Source organism: Actinokineospora globicatena, from assembly GCF_024171945.1.
Classification (GTDB): Bacteria; Actinomycetota; Actinomycetes; order Mycobacteriales; family Pseudonocardiaceae; genus Actinokineospora; species Actinokineospora globicatena.
Genome location: NZ_JAMTCR010000004.1, coordinates 691,039 through 705,611, shown reverse-complemented (window position 1 = coordinate 705,611; position 14,573 = coordinate 691,039). Strand labels below are relative to the sequence as shown.

Annotated in this window: 15 protein-coding genes; 8 read left to right on the top strand and 7 right to left on the bottom strand. The window is 71.4% G+C overall.

Annotation, left to right across the window (positions count from 1 at the left end; all coding sequences use genetic code 11):
• Positions 1–3: 3 nt before the first annotated feature.
• On the top strand, positions 4–669 hold the full coding sequence (locus tag LV79_RS22085) for an SAM-dependent methyltransferase (protein ID WP_253840089.1): 666 nt from the start codon (positions 4–6) through the stop codon (positions 667–669).
• Here LV79_RS22085 and LV79_RS22080 read toward each other — a convergent pair.
• Both LV79_RS22080 and LV79_RS22075 read right to left on the bottom strand, forming a co-directional pair.
• Positions 658–2,355 (bottom strand): AMP-binding protein, encoded by a 1,698-nt coding sequence (locus LV79_RS22080; RefSeq protein ID WP_253840088.1) that lies wholly within the window; start codon positions 2,353–2,355, stop codon positions 658–660. The two genes, LV79_RS22085 and LV79_RS22080, sit on opposite strands and share 12 nt — an antisense overlap.
• A gap of 65 nt (positions 2,356–2,420) precedes the next feature.
• Positions 2,421–3,239, bottom strand: coding sequence for a crotonase/enoyl-CoA hydratase family protein (locus LV79_RS22075; protein WP_253840087.1), 819 nt, complete (start codon positions 3,237–3,239; stop codon positions 2,421–2,423).
• A gap of 128 nt (positions 3,240–3,367) precedes the next feature.
• Here LV79_RS22075 and LV79_RS22070 point away from each other — a divergent pair, with 128 nt between their 5' ends.
• The 3 genes from LV79_RS22070 (at position 3,368) to LV79_RS22060 (ending at position 5,375) form a co-directional block, all read left to right on the top strand.
• Positions 3,368–3,532, top strand: a complete 165-nt coding sequence (locus LV79_RS22070; RefSeq protein WP_253840086.1) for a hypothetical protein — start codon at positions 3,368–3,370, stop codon at positions 3,530–3,532.
• Between the two features lie 95 nt (positions 3,533–3,627).
• Positions 3,628–4,149, top strand: a complete 522-nt coding sequence (locus LV79_RS22065; protein ID WP_253840085.1) for an ArsR/SmtB family transcription factor — start codon at positions 3,628–3,630, stop codon at positions 4,147–4,149.
• A complete protein-coding gene (locus LV79_RS22060; RefSeq protein WP_253840084.1) occupies positions 4,146–5,375 on the top strand; it encodes an MFS transporter in 1,230 nt (409 codons plus the stop codon). The genes LV79_RS22065 and LV79_RS22060 overlap by 4 nt, the downstream gene beginning before the upstream one ends.
• 652 nt (positions 5,376–6,027) lie before the next feature.
• Here the strand turns inward: LV79_RS22060 and LV79_RS22055 are convergent.
• Positions 6,028–6,489 (bottom strand): MarR family winged helix-turn-helix transcriptional regulator, encoded by a 462-nt coding sequence (locus LV79_RS22055; protein ID WP_253840083.1) that lies wholly within the window; start codon positions 6,487–6,489, stop codon positions 6,028–6,030.
• 90 nt (positions 6,490–6,579) lie between these two features.
• Between LV79_RS22055 and LV79_RS22050 the strand changes: the two genes are divergently transcribed.
• Complete coding sequence (locus LV79_RS22050; RefSeq protein WP_253840082.1) at positions 6,580–7,227, top strand: FMN-dependent NADH-azoreductase; 648 nt, start codon at positions 6,580–6,582, stop codon at positions 7,225–7,227.
• A 6-nt stretch (positions 7,228–7,233) separates the two neighbouring features.
• Here LV79_RS22050 and LV79_RS22045 read toward each other — a convergent pair whose 3' ends face one another.
• Positions 7,234–7,482, bottom strand: a complete 249-nt coding sequence (locus LV79_RS22045) for a hypothetical protein (RefSeq protein ID WP_253840081.1) — start codon at positions 7,480–7,482, stop codon at positions 7,234–7,236.
• A gap of 293 nt (positions 7,483–7,775) precedes the next feature.
• Between LV79_RS22045 and LV79_RS22040 the strand changes: the two genes are divergently transcribed.
• Positions 7,776–8,381 carry a hypothetical protein gene (locus tag LV79_RS22040; protein ID WP_253840080.1) on the top strand — a complete coding sequence of 202 codons (606 nt, stop codon included), beginning with the start codon at positions 7,776–7,778 and terminating at the stop codon, positions 8,379–8,381.
• 144 nt (positions 8,382–8,525) lie between these two features.
• Here the strand turns inward: LV79_RS22040 and uvrB are convergent, their stop codons facing one another.
• Together uvrB and LV79_RS22030 are read right to left on the bottom strand one after the other, a co-directional pair.
• A complete protein-coding gene (gene uvrB, locus LV79_RS22035; RefSeq protein ID WP_253840079.1) occupies positions 8,526–10,700 on the bottom strand; it encodes an excinuclease ABC subunit UvrB in 2,175 nt (724 codons plus the stop codon).
• 48 nt (positions 10,701–10,748) lie between these two features.
• Positions 10,749–11,891 (bottom strand): DUF5685 family protein, encoded by a 1,143-nt coding sequence (locus LV79_RS22030; protein WP_253840078.1) that lies wholly within the window; start codon positions 11,889–11,891, stop codon positions 10,749–10,751.
• 129 nt (positions 11,892–12,020) lie between these two features.
• Here LV79_RS22030 and LV79_RS22025 point away from each other — a divergent pair, with 129 nt between their 5' ends.
• Complete coding sequence (locus LV79_RS22025; RefSeq protein ID WP_253840077.1) at positions 12,021–12,602, top strand: ribonuclease FAU-1 family protein; 582 nt, start codon at positions 12,021–12,023, stop codon at positions 12,600–12,602.
• A 144-nt stretch (positions 12,603–12,746) separates the two neighbouring features.
• Positions 12,747–13,265 carry a ribonuclease FAU-1 family protein gene (locus LV79_RS22020; protein ID WP_253840076.1) on the top strand — a complete coding sequence of 173 codons (519 nt, stop codon included), beginning with the start codon at positions 12,747–12,749 and terminating at the stop codon, positions 13,263–13,265.
• Here the strand turns inward: LV79_RS22020 and coaE are convergent.
• Positions 13,262–14,434, bottom strand: a complete 1,173-nt coding sequence (gene coaE / locus LV79_RS22015; RefSeq protein ID WP_253840075.1) for a dephospho-CoA kinase — start codon at positions 14,432–14,434, stop codon at positions 13,262–13,264. The genes LV79_RS22020 and coaE overlap by 4 nt on opposite strands.
• Between the last annotated feature and the right edge of the window lie 139 nt (positions 14,435–14,573).

Sequence of the window (14,573 nt, the reverse complement as noted above, 5' to 3'; positions counted from 1 at the left end):
CCCATGACTGAGACCCACGCGCACCGGCACGCGACCGAGACCGCCGCGGTTCCCGCGGCCGAGTTCTGGGAGACCTTCTACTCCGAACGCGACCAGATCTGGTCGGGCAAGCCCAACGACCTGCTCGTCCGCGAGGCGAGCGACCTCCCGCCCGGCACCGTGCTCGACCTCGGGTGCGCCGAGGGCGGCGACGCCGTGTGGCTGGCCGAGCGCGGGTGGAAGGTGACCGGGGTGGACGTGTCCACGACCGCCCTGGCGCGCGCCGCCCAGCTCGCCGCCGAGCGCGGGGTGACCGACGCGATCACCTTCGAGCGCCACGACCTCGCCACGTCGTTCCCCGAGGGCCGGTTCGACCTGGTCAGCGCGCAGTACTTCCACTCCCCCGTCGAGCAGGCCGGTGAGCGGGAGCAGGCGCTGCGCCAGGCGGCAGGCGCGGTGGCCCCGGGCGGTGTGCTGCTGGTCGTCGGGCACTTCGGCTGGCCGACGTGGATGGCTGAGCCCAAGCACGACTACCACTTCCCCACCACCGACCAGGTGCTGGCGTCGCTGCGGCTCGACGACCGCTGGGTGGTCGAGCTGCAGGACGTCGTGCACCGGCCGTCGACCAGCCCGGAGGGCGTCGAGGGCACCCGCAGCGACAACGTGCTCCGTGTGCGGCTAACCGCGTAGCTCGGGGAAGTCGTCCTCGGTGAACTCCCCCGCCGGGCTCGCGCCGCCGCCGCGGATCTCGTGCTCGCGGCCGCGCAGCTCGACCCGGCGGATCTTGCCGGAGATGGTCTTGGGCAGGTCGGCGAACTCCAGGCGCCGGATCCGCTTGTACGGGGCGAGGTGCTCGCGCGCGAAGGCCAGGATGGACCGGGCGGTGTCGGCGTCCGGTCCATGGCCCGCGGCGAGCACCACGTAGGCCTTGGGGACCGCGAGGCGGATGGGGTCCGGCGAGGGGACGACGGCGGCCTCGGCCACCGCGGGGTGCTCGATGAGGACGCTCTCCAGTTCGAACGGGGAGATCCTGTAGTCAGAGGCCTTGAACACGTCGTCAGCGCGGCCTACGTAGGTGATGTAACCGTCCGCGTCTCGCGATCCGACGTCGCCGGTGTGGTAGCGGCCATCGCGCATGGCGTCGGCGGTGCGGTCGCCGTCGTTGGCGTAACCGGTCATCAGGCCCACGGGCCGGTCGGCGAGCGCGACGCAGATCTCGCCCTCGTCGCCGGGCTCGCCGGTGGCCGGGTCGACCAGGTCGATGGTGAAGCCGGGCAGCGGCCTGCCCATGGATCCCGGCTTCACCGGCTGACCGGGGGTGTTGGCGACCTGCACGCTGGTCTCGGTCTGGCCGAACCCGTCGCGGATGGTCACGCCCCACGCGCGCGAGACCTGCTCGATGACCTCGGGGTTGAGCGGCTCGCCAGCGCCGACGACCTTGGTGGGCGGGGTCTCGAGCCGGGTGAGGTCGGACTGGATCAGCATCCGCCACACCGTCGGCGGGGCGCAGAAGCTGGTGACCCCGCAGCGGTCCATCTGGGCCATGAGCGCCGCGGCGTCGAACCGCGTGTAGTTGTAGATGAACACCGTGGCCTCGGCGTTCCACGGGGCGAACACGTTGCTCCAGGCGTGCTTGGCCCACCCGGGCGACGAAATGTTGAGGTGCACATCCCCCGGCTCTAACCCGATCCAGTACATCGTGGACAGATGTCCGACGGGGTAAGAGAGGTGGCTGTGCTCTACCAGCTTGGGCTGCGCGGTAGTGCCAGAGGTGAAGTAGAGCAAGAGGGTGTCATCGGACTTCGTAGGACTATCGGGCATGAAGTCCGTTGGCGCGTCAGCTGAGTCGGCGTAGTTAAGGCAACCGTCGACCGGTTCTCCTACCGCGATCCGCGTGTAGCCGCCCGGGACGTCGTCGAACTTCGCTGCGTCAGCCGAGCGGACCACGACGTGCCGGGCGCCGCCGCGGTCGATCCGGTCCCGCAGGTCGGCCGGGCCGAGCAGGGTGGACGCCGGGATGACGACCGCGCCCAGCTTGATCGCGGCCAGGATCGTCTCCCACAGCTCGCCCTGGTTGCCGAGCATGAGCACGAGCCGGTCGCCGCGCGCCACCCCCCGCGCGCGCAGACAGGCCGCGACCTGGGCGGACCGGCGCGACAGCTCGGCGAAGGTCCACTTCCGCTCGGTCCCGTCCTCCTCGACGATCCACAGCGCCAGCCGGTCGGCGGTGGGGCCGTCGGCGGCGACCACGTCGAACCAGTCCAGCGCCCAGTTGAACTCGGCTGGCCTGGGCCAGGCGAACCCCGAGCGGGCGGCGTCGTAGTCCTCGCGGTGGTCGAGCAGGAAATCCCGGGCAGCGCGGAAGCTCGCGGTCACGGCGGCTCCTCCTGTGGTCGGCTGGCCCCGAGCCTGCCGCAGGCGCGGCGCGATGGCCAGCAGCGCTACTGGCCGGTGAACTCCGGCGGCCTGCGCTCCAGGAAGGCCTGGACGGCCTCGCCCAGGTCCTTGCTCGGCAGGAACGCGGCGTTCCACGCGGCGACGTAGCGCAGGCCGTCGGCGACCCGGCGCTCCCGTTCGTGGCCGAGCACGTCCTTGGTGCCCTGCACGGCCAGCGGCGGGTTCGCGGCGATCTCGGCCGCCGTGGTGCGCGCGGAGGCGAGCGCGGCCTCTTGGTCCGGGAACACGTCGTTCACGAGCCCGATCCGGAGCGCGCGCTCGGCATCGATGTCCTTACCGGTGAGCGCCAGCTCGCGCAGGTGCCCCTCGCCGATGACGCCGACGAGCCGCTGGAGGCTGCCCAGGTCGGCGACGATAGCGACCTTCACCTCGCGCAGGCTGAACCGGGCGTCCGCGCTGGCCACCCGGATGTCGGCGGCGGCGATGACGTCGAGCCCGGCGCCGATGCACCAGCCGCTGATGGCCGCGACCACCGGCTTGCGGCAGGTGGCCACGGCCGTCACGGCGCCTTGGAGCGCGCGGATCTCCGCCAGGAACCGGGTGCGCGGCGCGGCCAGGGCACCCTCGGCGAGCACCTCGCCCCAGGTCGGCATCATCGCGGGCAGGTCGAGCCCGTAGGAGAAGTGGGCGCCACTACCGGTCAGCACGACCGCGCGCACCTCCGGGTCGGCGTCCAGCTCGCCGAACACGACCGGCAGTTCCCGCCAGAGGTCCGGCCCCATCGCGTTGCCCTTGCCCGGTCCGAGCAGGGTCACCTCGGCCACGTGGTCGGACACGTCGACCCCCACCGACAGCAGCGTCATACCGGGTGACACTACTCGCCGGTAACCCACGGGCACACTTCCCCCGATCGTGTGGCGTCGTGATCACCGGGGCACGGCGGGGCGCGGGGTAGGTTCCTCGGCAAGCCAGGTAGCGAGGGAGACTGCGGATGGCCAACCAGGGCGCGATGTCGACGCCGATCTTCGACGAGCTGTTGCGCGAGATGACCGAGGGCGCGGCGGCCGCGGAGGCGCAACAGGGCGCGACCCCGCCGGAGGGCACCCCCGCACCGAAGCCCAGCCAGGGCGGGCGGCGCCGGGCCCGCACCAGCTAGCGGTGGGTAGCGCTCCCAGCCGCGGCGGCACCGGCACGACCGCACCATAGTCATTTGACACAGTCGGTCCGCATTCAGAAACTCGCTGTATGGACATGGGGGACACACGATCGACCCTGCACGGGATGCGCGCGCTCGCGCACCCGCTGCGGATGCGCATCCTGTCGCTGGTCACCGATCGCGCGATGAGCGCGGCCGAGGTGGCCAGGGAGCTCGGCGACAGCCAACCGAACATCAGCTACCACCTGCGCAAGCTCGCCGACGCGGGCTTGGTGGAGATCGTGGAGGAGGTCCCGATCCGCGGCGGCATCGCCAAGCGGTACCGGCACATCCCGCCCGCGGTCGCCGCGCCGCGCGAGCCGGGTGACTCCGACCAGCTGCTGGCCGAGGCGCTGGCCGCCGGGTTGGGGGTGCGGACCGCGCGGCGCAAGCAGGGCACCTCGGCCGAGACCGTCACCGACGCGGAGCTGTGGGTGGACCCGCAGGTCTGGCAGGACATGGTGGCGCACGCGCGGGAGCTGAGCCTGCGCCTGCGCGACGCCGCCCAACCGCCGATGACCCCGGGCACCGTCCGGGTCAGCACCACGATCTCGATGTTCGAGATGGACCGCTGTTGACCGGGTCGGCCGGGATCCTCGCCCCGCTGCGCGTGCCGCTGTTCCGCAGGCTGGCCATCGGCCGGGTGACCACCTACATCGGCAACGCCGTCGCGCCGGTCGCGCTGGCGTTCGCCGTGCTCGACCTGACCGGGTCGGTGGTGGCGCTGGGCCTGGTGGTCGGCGCGCGGTCCATCGCGACCGTGCTGCTGCTGCTCATGGGCGGGGTCCTGGCCGACCGACTTCCCCGCGGGGTCATCCTGCAGGGCGCGAGCCTGGCCGCGGCCGTCTCCCAGGCGGCGACGGCGCTGTCGGTGCTGCTCGGGTTCGCCACGGTCCCGCTGCTGGTCGTGCTCAGCGTGGTCAACGGCGCCGTCGCCGCGGTCTCGTTGCCCGCGGCGGGGGCGCTGACCCCGCAGACCGTGCCGCCCGCGATGATCCGCCAGGCCAACGCCGTGGTCCGGATCGGCATCAACGCGGCCCTGATCGGCGGCTCGTCCCTGGGCGGCATGCTGGCCGCGCTCGCCGGTCCCGGCTGGGCGATGGCCACCACCGCGGTCGTGTTCCTGGTCGCGTCGTTCTGCTACGCCAGGGTCCGCGCCCCGGAGATCGCCGCCACCGAACCCACCCGCCCGCTCGCCGACCTGCGCGCGGGCTGGAGCGAGTTCACCGCCCGCACCTGGGTGTGGACCATCGTGCTGGCGTTCATGGTGGTCAACGCCGCGGTCATCGGCGGCCTGCAGGTCCTCGGCCCGTCGATCGCCGACGCCACCTTCGGCAGGCTCGCGTGGGGCTTCATCCTCGGCGCGCAAACCCTCGGCGCCCTCTTCGGCGCCATCATCGCCAGCCGCTGGCAACCCCGCCGCGCCCTGCTCTTCGGCACCGCCCTGATCGTCCTCGAGGCCGTGCCCCTGCTCGTCCTGGCACACGCCCCCGCGGTCATCCCCATGCTCATCGCCATGTTCGTCGGCGGCATCGCGACCGAGCAGTTCGCCATCGCCTGGGACGTCTCCCTCCAGGAGAACATCCCCCAAGACCGCCTAGCCCGCGTCTACTCCTACGACGCCGTCGGCTCCTTCCTGGCCATCCCCCTGGGCGAGATCGCCGTGGGCCCCCTCGCCACCCAGTTCGGCACGGCCACCACCCTCACAGCCCTGGCCACCCTCACCGCCCTAGCCATCCTCGGCGCGGCACTGGTCCCCAGCATCAGATCCCTGACCCGCTCCCCGACCCCAGCCGTCGCCTAACCCGCATCTCCCCGCGCCCACATCTGGGGCACCCACTGGCGCAAAGCCGCACTTCGGCAAGGGCTCCACAACCCGCGGAGCCCGACCGTCCCAAGCAGACCCAACGCAATCCCTCGCGCTGCCCAAACGAGACAAGCCCACCGCAACCCTTGGCCTGCCCACCGCGATCCTGGGCTCTGCCCACCCCCAGGCAGACCTACCGCGATCCTTTAGCGCCGCCTACTCCTGGCAGATCCACCGCCACCGGCTAGCGCCACCTGCCCGAGTTAGTCCCACCGCGATCCCTTAACGCCGCCCAACCCGGGTAGGCCCACCGCGCCCCGGTAGCGCCACCTGCCCCAGGCAACCCCACCCGGCCGCTTCGCGCGCGCACGCGGTCCCGCCCCAGCCCGGCCCCCACCCTCTCCGGGGGGCGTCCCAGGTCCCACTCTACCGGCACCCCCCGACAGTGGATCTTGAAACGGGGGTCGCGGTGATCCACATGTGGATAACTTCTGTCACCCAGAAGAGGGGATTTCAACGCCCACGGGATCGGGGATCGCCTGGTAGAAAGCATAAGCGCCCACAAAAGGGAAGTCGCGCGGACCGAAGTCGTCCGGCGGGTGATCATCTAGTCGACGTCAAGCCGCGAAACTGTCCACAGTGGACAGGGCTAGCAAGGGCTGGCGAACTCACAGGGTGAGCCGGGTTCCTGGCGGGTGGCGAGTTTGCGGAGGAGGTCGCGCAGGAGGTCGCGTTCGGCGGGGGCGAGGGGGGCGAGGATCTCGTCCTCGACGCGGCGGAGGGCGGCGGCGGTTTCGGCGAGGTGGGCGCGGCCCGCGGCGGTGGCGGAGAGCAGGCGGGCGCGGCGGTCGGCCGGGTCGGGGCGGCGCTCGACGAGGCCCGCGCGTTCGAGGTCGTCGATCAGGTAGGTCATGACGGTCTTGTCGACGCCGAGGTGCCGGGCCAGGGTCTGCTGGCTGCACGGCTCGCCCGTGGTGGCGCTGGTGAGGACCTGGAACCCGCGCGGGCCGCCGGGCAGGTGCGCGAGGACCTTCTCGGCCGAGCGCACGTAGCCGCGGAAGACCGCGCCCAGTGCCCAGCCCAGGTCGGACTCGACGGCTGGTGTGGTCACCACCGCATCGTACCGAGCCGGGGTGGACAGCCACATGTTCTGCACGCAAGATAGTCTGAGTTACAGACGATCTGAACTACGGAGGACTCCATGGGCCTGTTCCGCCTCGACAGCAGCATCCGCCGGACCGACTCGGTCAGCCGCGCGGTGGCCGACACGGTCACCGAGAACTGGGTGGCCGCGAACCCGTCCGGCACCGTGGTGCGCCGCGACCTGGCCGTCGAGGGCCTGCCGGGCACCGCGTGGACCGACGCCGTCGCCGGTGTCTCGACCCCGGTCGAGCAGCGAACACCCACCCAGACCGCCGCGATCGACCTCGCCACCACCCTCGCCGACGAGGTCGCGGCCGCCGACTCGCTGGTCATCGCCACGTCGCTGTACAACTTCGGGATCTCGCAGCACCTCAAGACCTGGATCGACCTGGTCATCACCGACCCCCGGTTCGCGCCGGGCCAACAACCGCTCGCGGGCAAGCAGGTCGCGCTCGTGATCGCCCGCGGCGGCGGCTACGCGCCGGGCACCCCGCGGGCGGGCTGGGACCACGCCACCCCCTGGCTGGTCCGCATCTTCCAGGACGTCCTCGGCGCCGAGGTCACCCTCCTGGAGGCCGAGCTCACCCTCGCGGGCACCGTCCCCGCGATGGCCGAACTGATCCCGCTCGCCCAGCAGTCAGCCACCGCCGCGCACACCCTCGCCGCCAGCACCGGCAGGTCCTTCGCCACCAAGATCGCCGTCTGACGCCCTTCAGCGGTCCAGCGACGCGCGCAACCGCCCGATCGCGCGCAACACCTCGTCCCGGTGCCCGGCGGTCTTCATCCACACCGGCAACCGCGCCAACACACTCATCCCGCTCGGCGAGATCCGCCGCTCCCGGATCGGCGCCACGACGTAGTCCTCAATCAGGTCCACATGGGACTCGTTGAACGCCCACAGTGTGTTCCCGCCGCAGCACCACGCCCGCAGCCACAACGGCAACCGGAAGTGCGGATCCACCGGCCCGCCCCACACTGTGCCCCCAGGCACCCACACCGCCGAATGTCCACAAGCAACACAAGCCAACCGCCGCGGCGCCACGAACACACTCCGCCCATCCGCGTCCAGGGCCGCGCTCACAGCCCGCCCCTGACACCGCGGGCACACCACGTGGATGTCCTTGTCCGCCAACGAACACAACCGAACCGACGGATCCCCAACCCGCCACCGACCCCCCACCCGCTGCGTACTCACCACCCCATCGTCCCCGACGAGCACGCAGCGGGCATCCCATTTAGATCTCACGCACCCGTATGAGCGGCGCGCTCAGATACGACGTGCTCTACGCAGACGAGGCGATCGCCGAGTGCACCGCCGACATAGGGACTAAGCGCAGCAAGAAGATCGACTACGGCAGCCAGGTACAGGTCCTGGTCGAGGCCAAGAAGGTCAATGACCCGCTGCGGTTGGAACACGCCAGGCTGAGCAAGGAGGCGTTCGACCCCGACTCGGTGATCAGCGCGGCGGGGGAGCTGAAGTACATCGGGCAGATCAAGCGGGCGCTGGCGGCGGAGTTCCGGGAGCCGTCGGAGGGGTGGGTGCGGTACTTCACGACGAAGGTGTACGAGGGGTCGTTCACGCAGAAGGTCCGCGAGCAGTTCACCACGCTGGTGGACAAGGCAGGGTGCTGCTCGACGACAACAACCCGCAAGCCGATCGCGCGGTTGTGGTTCAACCGGTCGAAGAGGTACCTCGGGGTGTTCGACGAGCACAAGGTGGAGACGCGGGTCTTGATCGACCGGGTCGAGGACATCTACCAGTACGCCGACGCGTTGCGGGCGACGGTCGCGCGCTACACCGACTCGGCGGTGCGGCTTCCCCAGCCCGCGGTGCCCGCGGAGGCGGTCGCTGTCAACTAGGACGCTGGGGGCGGGCCACGGCACGCCCCCAGCAGCCTGCGAGGACAGAACTCACCCTTCAGCTGCCCGAACGGAGAGCACGGGCAGCGTCACTCCGAGGTCAGTGATCAGCGCGACCGCGCCCGAGGACCGGAGCCCCAACCACTAGCGGATGCCTGCGGCGTCCATGCCGCGGAGTTCGCGCTTGAGGTCGTGGATCTCGTCGCGGAGGCGGGCGGCCAGTTCGAACTGGAGGTCGCGGGCGGCGTTCATCATCTGGTCGGTGAGTTGTTGGACGAGGTCGGCGAGTTCGGCGCGGGGCATGGTCTTGACGTCGCGGTCGGAGACGATGCCCGCGGACTTGCCGGAGCCCGCCTCGCCGGTGGCGCGCTTGCCGCGGGAGGTGTTGCGGCCGGAGCCGCCGATGGGGACGTTGTCCGACTCGGCGGCCTCCTCGTAGACGCGGTCGAGGATGTCGGCGATCTTCTTGCGCAGCGGCTGGGGGTCGAGGCCGCGTTCGGTGTTGTACGCGGTCTGCTTGGCGCGGCGCCGGTCGGTCTCGTCGATGGCGTGCCGCATCGAGTCGGTGATCTTGTCGGCGTACATGTGGACCTGGCCGGAGACGTTGCGGGCGGCGCGGCCGATGGTCTGGATCAGCGAGGTGCCGCTGCGCAGGAAGCCCTCCTTGTCCGCGTCGAGGATCGCCACCAGCGACACCTCGGGCAGGTCGAGGCCCTCGCGCAGCAGGTTGATGCCGATGAGCACGTCGTACTCGCCCGAGCGCAGCTGGCGCAACAGCTCGATGCGGCGCAGCGTGTCCACCTCGGAGTGCAGGTACCGCACCCGGATGCCCAGCTCCAGCAGGTAGTCGGTGAGGTCCTCGGCCATCTTCTTGGTCAGCGTGGTGACCAGGACCCGCTCGTCGCGCTCGGCCCGCTCGCGGATCTCGTGCACCAGGTCGTCGATCTGGCCCTCGGTGGGCTTGATGACCACCTGCGGGTCGACCAGGCCGGTCGGCCGGATGACCTGCTCGACGAACTCGCCGCCCGCCTGCCCCATCTCGTACGGGCCCGGCGTCGCCGACAGGTACACCGTCTGGCCGATCCGCTGGGTGAACTCCTCCCAGGTCAGCGGCCGGTTGTCCACCGCGCTGGGCAGCCGGAAGCCGTGCTCGACCAGGTTGCGCTTGCGGGACATGTCGCCCTCGTACATGCCGCCGATCTGCGGGACCGTCACGTGCGACTCGTCGATGACCAGCAGGAAGTCGTCCGGGAAGTAGTCGATCAGGGTGGCGGGCGCGGTGCCGCCCGCGCGGCCGTCGATGTGCCGGGAGTAGTTCTCGATGCCGGAGCAGAACCCGACCTGGCGCATCATCTCCACGTCGTAGCTGGTGCGCATCCGCAGCCGCTGCGCCTCGAGCAGCTTGCCCTGCCGCTCCAGCTCGGCGAGGCGCTCCTCGAGCTCCTGCTCGATGCCGCCGATGGCGCGCTCCATCCGCTCCGGACCGGCCACGTAGTGCGTCGCCGGGAAGATCCGCAGCTCCTGGCACTCGCGGACCACGTCGCCGGTGAGCGGGTGCAGGTAGTACAGCTTGTCGATCTCGTCGCCGAAGAACTCGACCCGGATCGCCAGCTCCTCGTACGCCGGGATGATCTCCACGGTGTCGCCGCGGACCCGGAAGGTGCCGCGGGCGAAGGCGATGTCGTTGCGCGCGTACTGCACGTCCACCAGGGCGCGCAGGAACATGTCCCGGTCGACCTGGCCGCCGACCGACAGCCCGATCGAGCGGTCCAGGTAGGACTGCGGGGTGCCGAGGCCGTAGATGCACGACACCGAGGCCACCACGATCACGTCGCGCCGCGACAGCAGGCTCATCGTCGCCGAGTGCCGCAGCCGCTCGACGTCGTCGTTGATCGACGAGTCCTTCTCGATGTAGGTGTCGGTCTGCGGGATGTAGGCCTCTGGCTGGTAGTAGTCGTAGTAGCTGACGAAGTACTCGACCGCGTTGTCCGGGAAGAACTCGCGCAGCTCGTTGGCCAACTGCGCGGCCAGCGTCTTGTTCGGCGCCATCACCAGCGTCGGCCGCTGCACCCGCTCCACCAGCCACGCCGTTGTCGCCGACTTGCCGGTGCCGGTCGCGCCGAGCAGCACCACGTCCTGCTCGCCCGCCCGGATCCGCCGTTCCAGCTCGTCGATGGCGGCCGGTTGGTCGCCCGCGGGCTGGTAGGGCGCGGCCATCCGGAACGCCCCGTCGGAGCGCGGGATGTCGCTGACGGGCCGGTGCTCGGAGTGGGCGAGCACGGGTGCGTTCTGCTGGGATTTCTCGGTCGCGAAAGCCACGGGGACGAGGTTACGCCCGCCCACCGACAACCCGGGACGAGCCGCTGGTCAGCAGTCGCAGGAGCAGCAGCACCCGTCGCCGCAGGAGCAGCACTCGCAGCACGAGCAGTCGCCGCAGTCGCAGTACGACTGGGCGCACCAGCCGGACTTGGGCTCACCGGTCCACGGGTCGTGGTACGGGTCGGCGCAGCAGTACTGGCAGGTGCAGCACAGCACTAACGCGACACCGCACCCCGGCAGCGTCGACCGCTTCTTACCCCAACGCGGCATGTCCTTGGGCGGCGTAGGAGGTACGTGCCCAGGAGGCATCGGGTGCTGGTGACCAGGCGGGGGCGAGTGCTGGTGGCCGAAGGTGCGATTCACCGCCGCGTCCAGTTCGTGCACCAAGAGGGCGTGCACCAGACCTTGGTCGGCGAAGTCCGCCTCGCGTAGAGCCAACTTGACCCCGAGCACGGCGTCGTCACACAACCGGCGGGCCTCAACCAAGTTGGTGCCCGTAGCCGTAAGAGGGTTCCACGCTCCGGTCTCGGCGTCAGCGTCGATGTCCTCGACCGCGTCGAGCAGGTGCGCGACCCGCCCGAACAACTTCCCTGCCTCACCCAGCGCGGCAGCATTACCGGGCCGTCCGGCTAGGACAGCGGTATGCGCGAACGCGGCCGCCGTAGCCGTCTCCGTCGGCTCAGTGGCCAGCAACACCGACGACCCGGTCGCTAGGCCCGACTCCAGCTCACCCTGCCTACCGACGGCGTCGAGCAGGACAGCGGTAGAGAACCCGATCTGCTCCCCCGTCGCCGCGCCCTGCCGCGCCCACCGCGTCGCGACCCGCCTGGCCACGCCCGCGACCGGGGCCTTGCGGAACGCGCCGTCGCCGTCGTCGACGTGGTCGCGGACCTTCGCCGAGGCCAGCACCAGCGACACCGCGGCGGCCAACCGGGCGCCCGAGCCGTCGGCGACCGGGGCGCTGCGCATGCCGCGCAACGGGCACGGCCCGGCGACCCGGCGGGTGCCCACGGTCGGCGACTGGGCCTCGACCAGGGCGGACACCACCAGGCCGTCGTAGTTGGTGACCGTGCGGGCCAGCTGCCCGTGGTCGTCGCGCAGCGCCAGGCACAGGCCGCAGAGGTGGGCCATCCACGAGGTGCGCAAGGTCGGCGACAACCGGTGCCGACACGGCCGAAGGATTCCGAACACGCTGCCTGACCTCCACGAACTCCCGCGACCCGACCGGGGCGGGAGCCTAGCGCGCAGTCACCCGTACGGGGGGCAAAAATCCCCCAAAAGGTCTGGGCTTTCCCGGGGGTCGGTGGGCACCATGGCGGCATGCGCGCGCGTGTGGAGCCCGTTGTCGGTGACCTGCCCATCCCGGTGACCCGCCGGGACGAGACCTGCCACGAGGTCCACCCGCCCAAGGTGGAGCTGTTCGACCAGGTGGCGATGACCAACACCGACCCGAAGGGGTTCGTGCGCGTGGTCACCGAGTACCGCGAGGCCCCGCACGGCCTCTACATGTCGCGCCCGGTCGACGGCCACCCGCGGATCGCGCACTTCGAGTCGCTGCTGCTGCCCGAGGACGGGTTGCGCGTGTCGAAGTGGCGCGGGCGGCCCGGCGTCGACCTCGGCCACGACTTCTACCTCGACGTCGTCGACATCACCCGCGACGGCCGGGTGTGGCGGACGGTGGACCTGTACCTGGACGTGCTGGTGCGCACCGGCCGCGACGTGCGGGTCGAGGACAGCGACGAGCTGCTGGCGGCGTTCCGGGCCGGGCTGGTCGACCTGTCCACCGCCGAGCGGGCGATGGTCCGCACGCACGCCACCGTGGCCGGGATCGCCGCGGCCGGGCACGACGTGGACGCCTGGCTCGCCGAACGGGGGATCCCCGCGCCGTGGCAGACCCGATAGTGGTGGGGGCGACTCTGCGTCAATGGTTCGGCGCGGCGCGCGACCGAATATCGCCCAACCGATAGCTGAGCGCACACGATCTGTGACATAACGAATCGACCCTGGTAGTCACAGAACGCATGTCCGCGACTACGCTCTGGCCGCGTGGGCACGGCCATCACCCCGCAGCTGGTCGACATCGTCGACACGGTGACCGCGGTACGCAGCTACTCCTCCGGGATGACCCGGACCCTCCGCACCTGCCAGGTCGAACGCTGGGGCCTGCGCATGGAGTGCCCGACCCCGGAGGACCCGTTCTCCGACTCCGAGGTGACCTGGCTGCTGCCGCACCTCAACCTGCGGCTCACCCAGAGCAAGCCGCGCTCCCGGCACGCCAAGGGCGGCCCGAGTGTGCTCACCGCGGTCCGGGTGCTGCGCGACGGCCGCACCTGGCGCACCACCGACCTGCTGCTGGGCCTGGCCGCCCCGGGCGGGACCACGGCCAGGATCGTGCGGTCGGAGGAGTTCGCGGCCGCCGTCGCCGGTCGGGTGCTGCGGGTCGGGGACGCCGACCTCGCGCTGTGCACCGTGCACCAGACCCTCGAGGAGCTCAGCCGGTTCCGGCACGACCTGTCGTCGTGGCTGGCCTACAAGCACGTGTTCGAGGTCTGGCCGCCGTTCTAGTCGGCGCGCCAGCCGGTCGCCGCCGCCCACCGCTCGGCCCGCTGGATCGCCCCGTCGAACCACGGCTCCTTGGCGTCGCCGTAGGCGGGGATGTTCGCGTGCTGCCCCGCCAACCCGCGCTTGACCTGGGCGTACTCGGCGCGCGCCGAGTCGTCCGCGCGCAGCCAGGCCGGGAACAGCAGGCTGATCCTGGCGAACGGCGAGTCCTGGGCGCGCACGTGCACGTTGGCCCACCGGCCGGGGTCGACGCCGACGTGGACGTGCTTCGGGGTCTCCGGTGAGCCGGGTGGGTGCCCGATGTCGCTGTCGAACCCGTGCGCGCGGGGGAAACCGGCCGCGGACAGGGGCTCGGCCAGGGAGTCGTCGAGGGTGGGGACGACGACCTGGAAGTCGAGGATGTCCTTGGCGGCCAGGCCGGGCACCGAGGTCGAGCCGATGTGGTCGACGCGCAGCGCGGCCGGGCCCACGGCCAGCCGCAGCCGGGCCAGCAGCCGTTCGGCCTGGGCGGGCCAGGTCAGGTCGTAGTCGACGACCCTGGGCGCGCCGCGGCTGAACGGGCGGCGCAGGCGGGTGTTCTCCTCGTAGGGGGCGAGCCGGTCGGTCCACAGCGCGTCGACCGCCGCCCTGGTCTCGTCCGGGGTGCCCGCGTTGGACAGCCAGATGTCGGCCGCGGCCCGGCGGGCGTCGTCGTCGGCCTGGGCGGCGATCCGGGCGCGGGCGTCGGACTCGGCGAGGCCGCGGTGGTCGACGAGCCTGCGGATCCGGGTCTCGACGGGGGCGTCGACCACGATGACGAGGTGGTAGAGCGCGCCCATCCCGTTCTCCACCAGCAGCGGCACGTCCTGCACGACGATCGAGTCCGGCGGCGCGGCGGCGACCAACTCCGCGGTCCTGGCCCGCACGAGGGGGTGCACGATCGCGTTCAACCGCTGCCGGGCGGCGTCGTCGGTGAACACGATGCCCGCCAGCCTGGGGCGGTCGAGCGCGCCGTCGGTGATGACGCCGGGCCCGAACTCCTCGGCGATCGCGGCCAGCCCCGGGGTGCCCGGCTCGACCACCGCCCTGGCCACCCGGTCGGCGTCGACGACGACCGCGCCGTGCTCGGCCAACCTGGCCGCCACAGTGGATTTTCCCGACCCGATCCCGCCGGTGAGGCCGACTCGCAGCATGGGGGCGCATTCTTCCACCACCGAGTGGTTCGCGGGTGAACTGTTGACAAGCGCACCCGGGACACGCCGCGCGGTTACCGGCGTTTTGCCACTTCAGCCGGCTACGGTGCCCCCAGGGCCATCACCCAAGCGGAGGAAC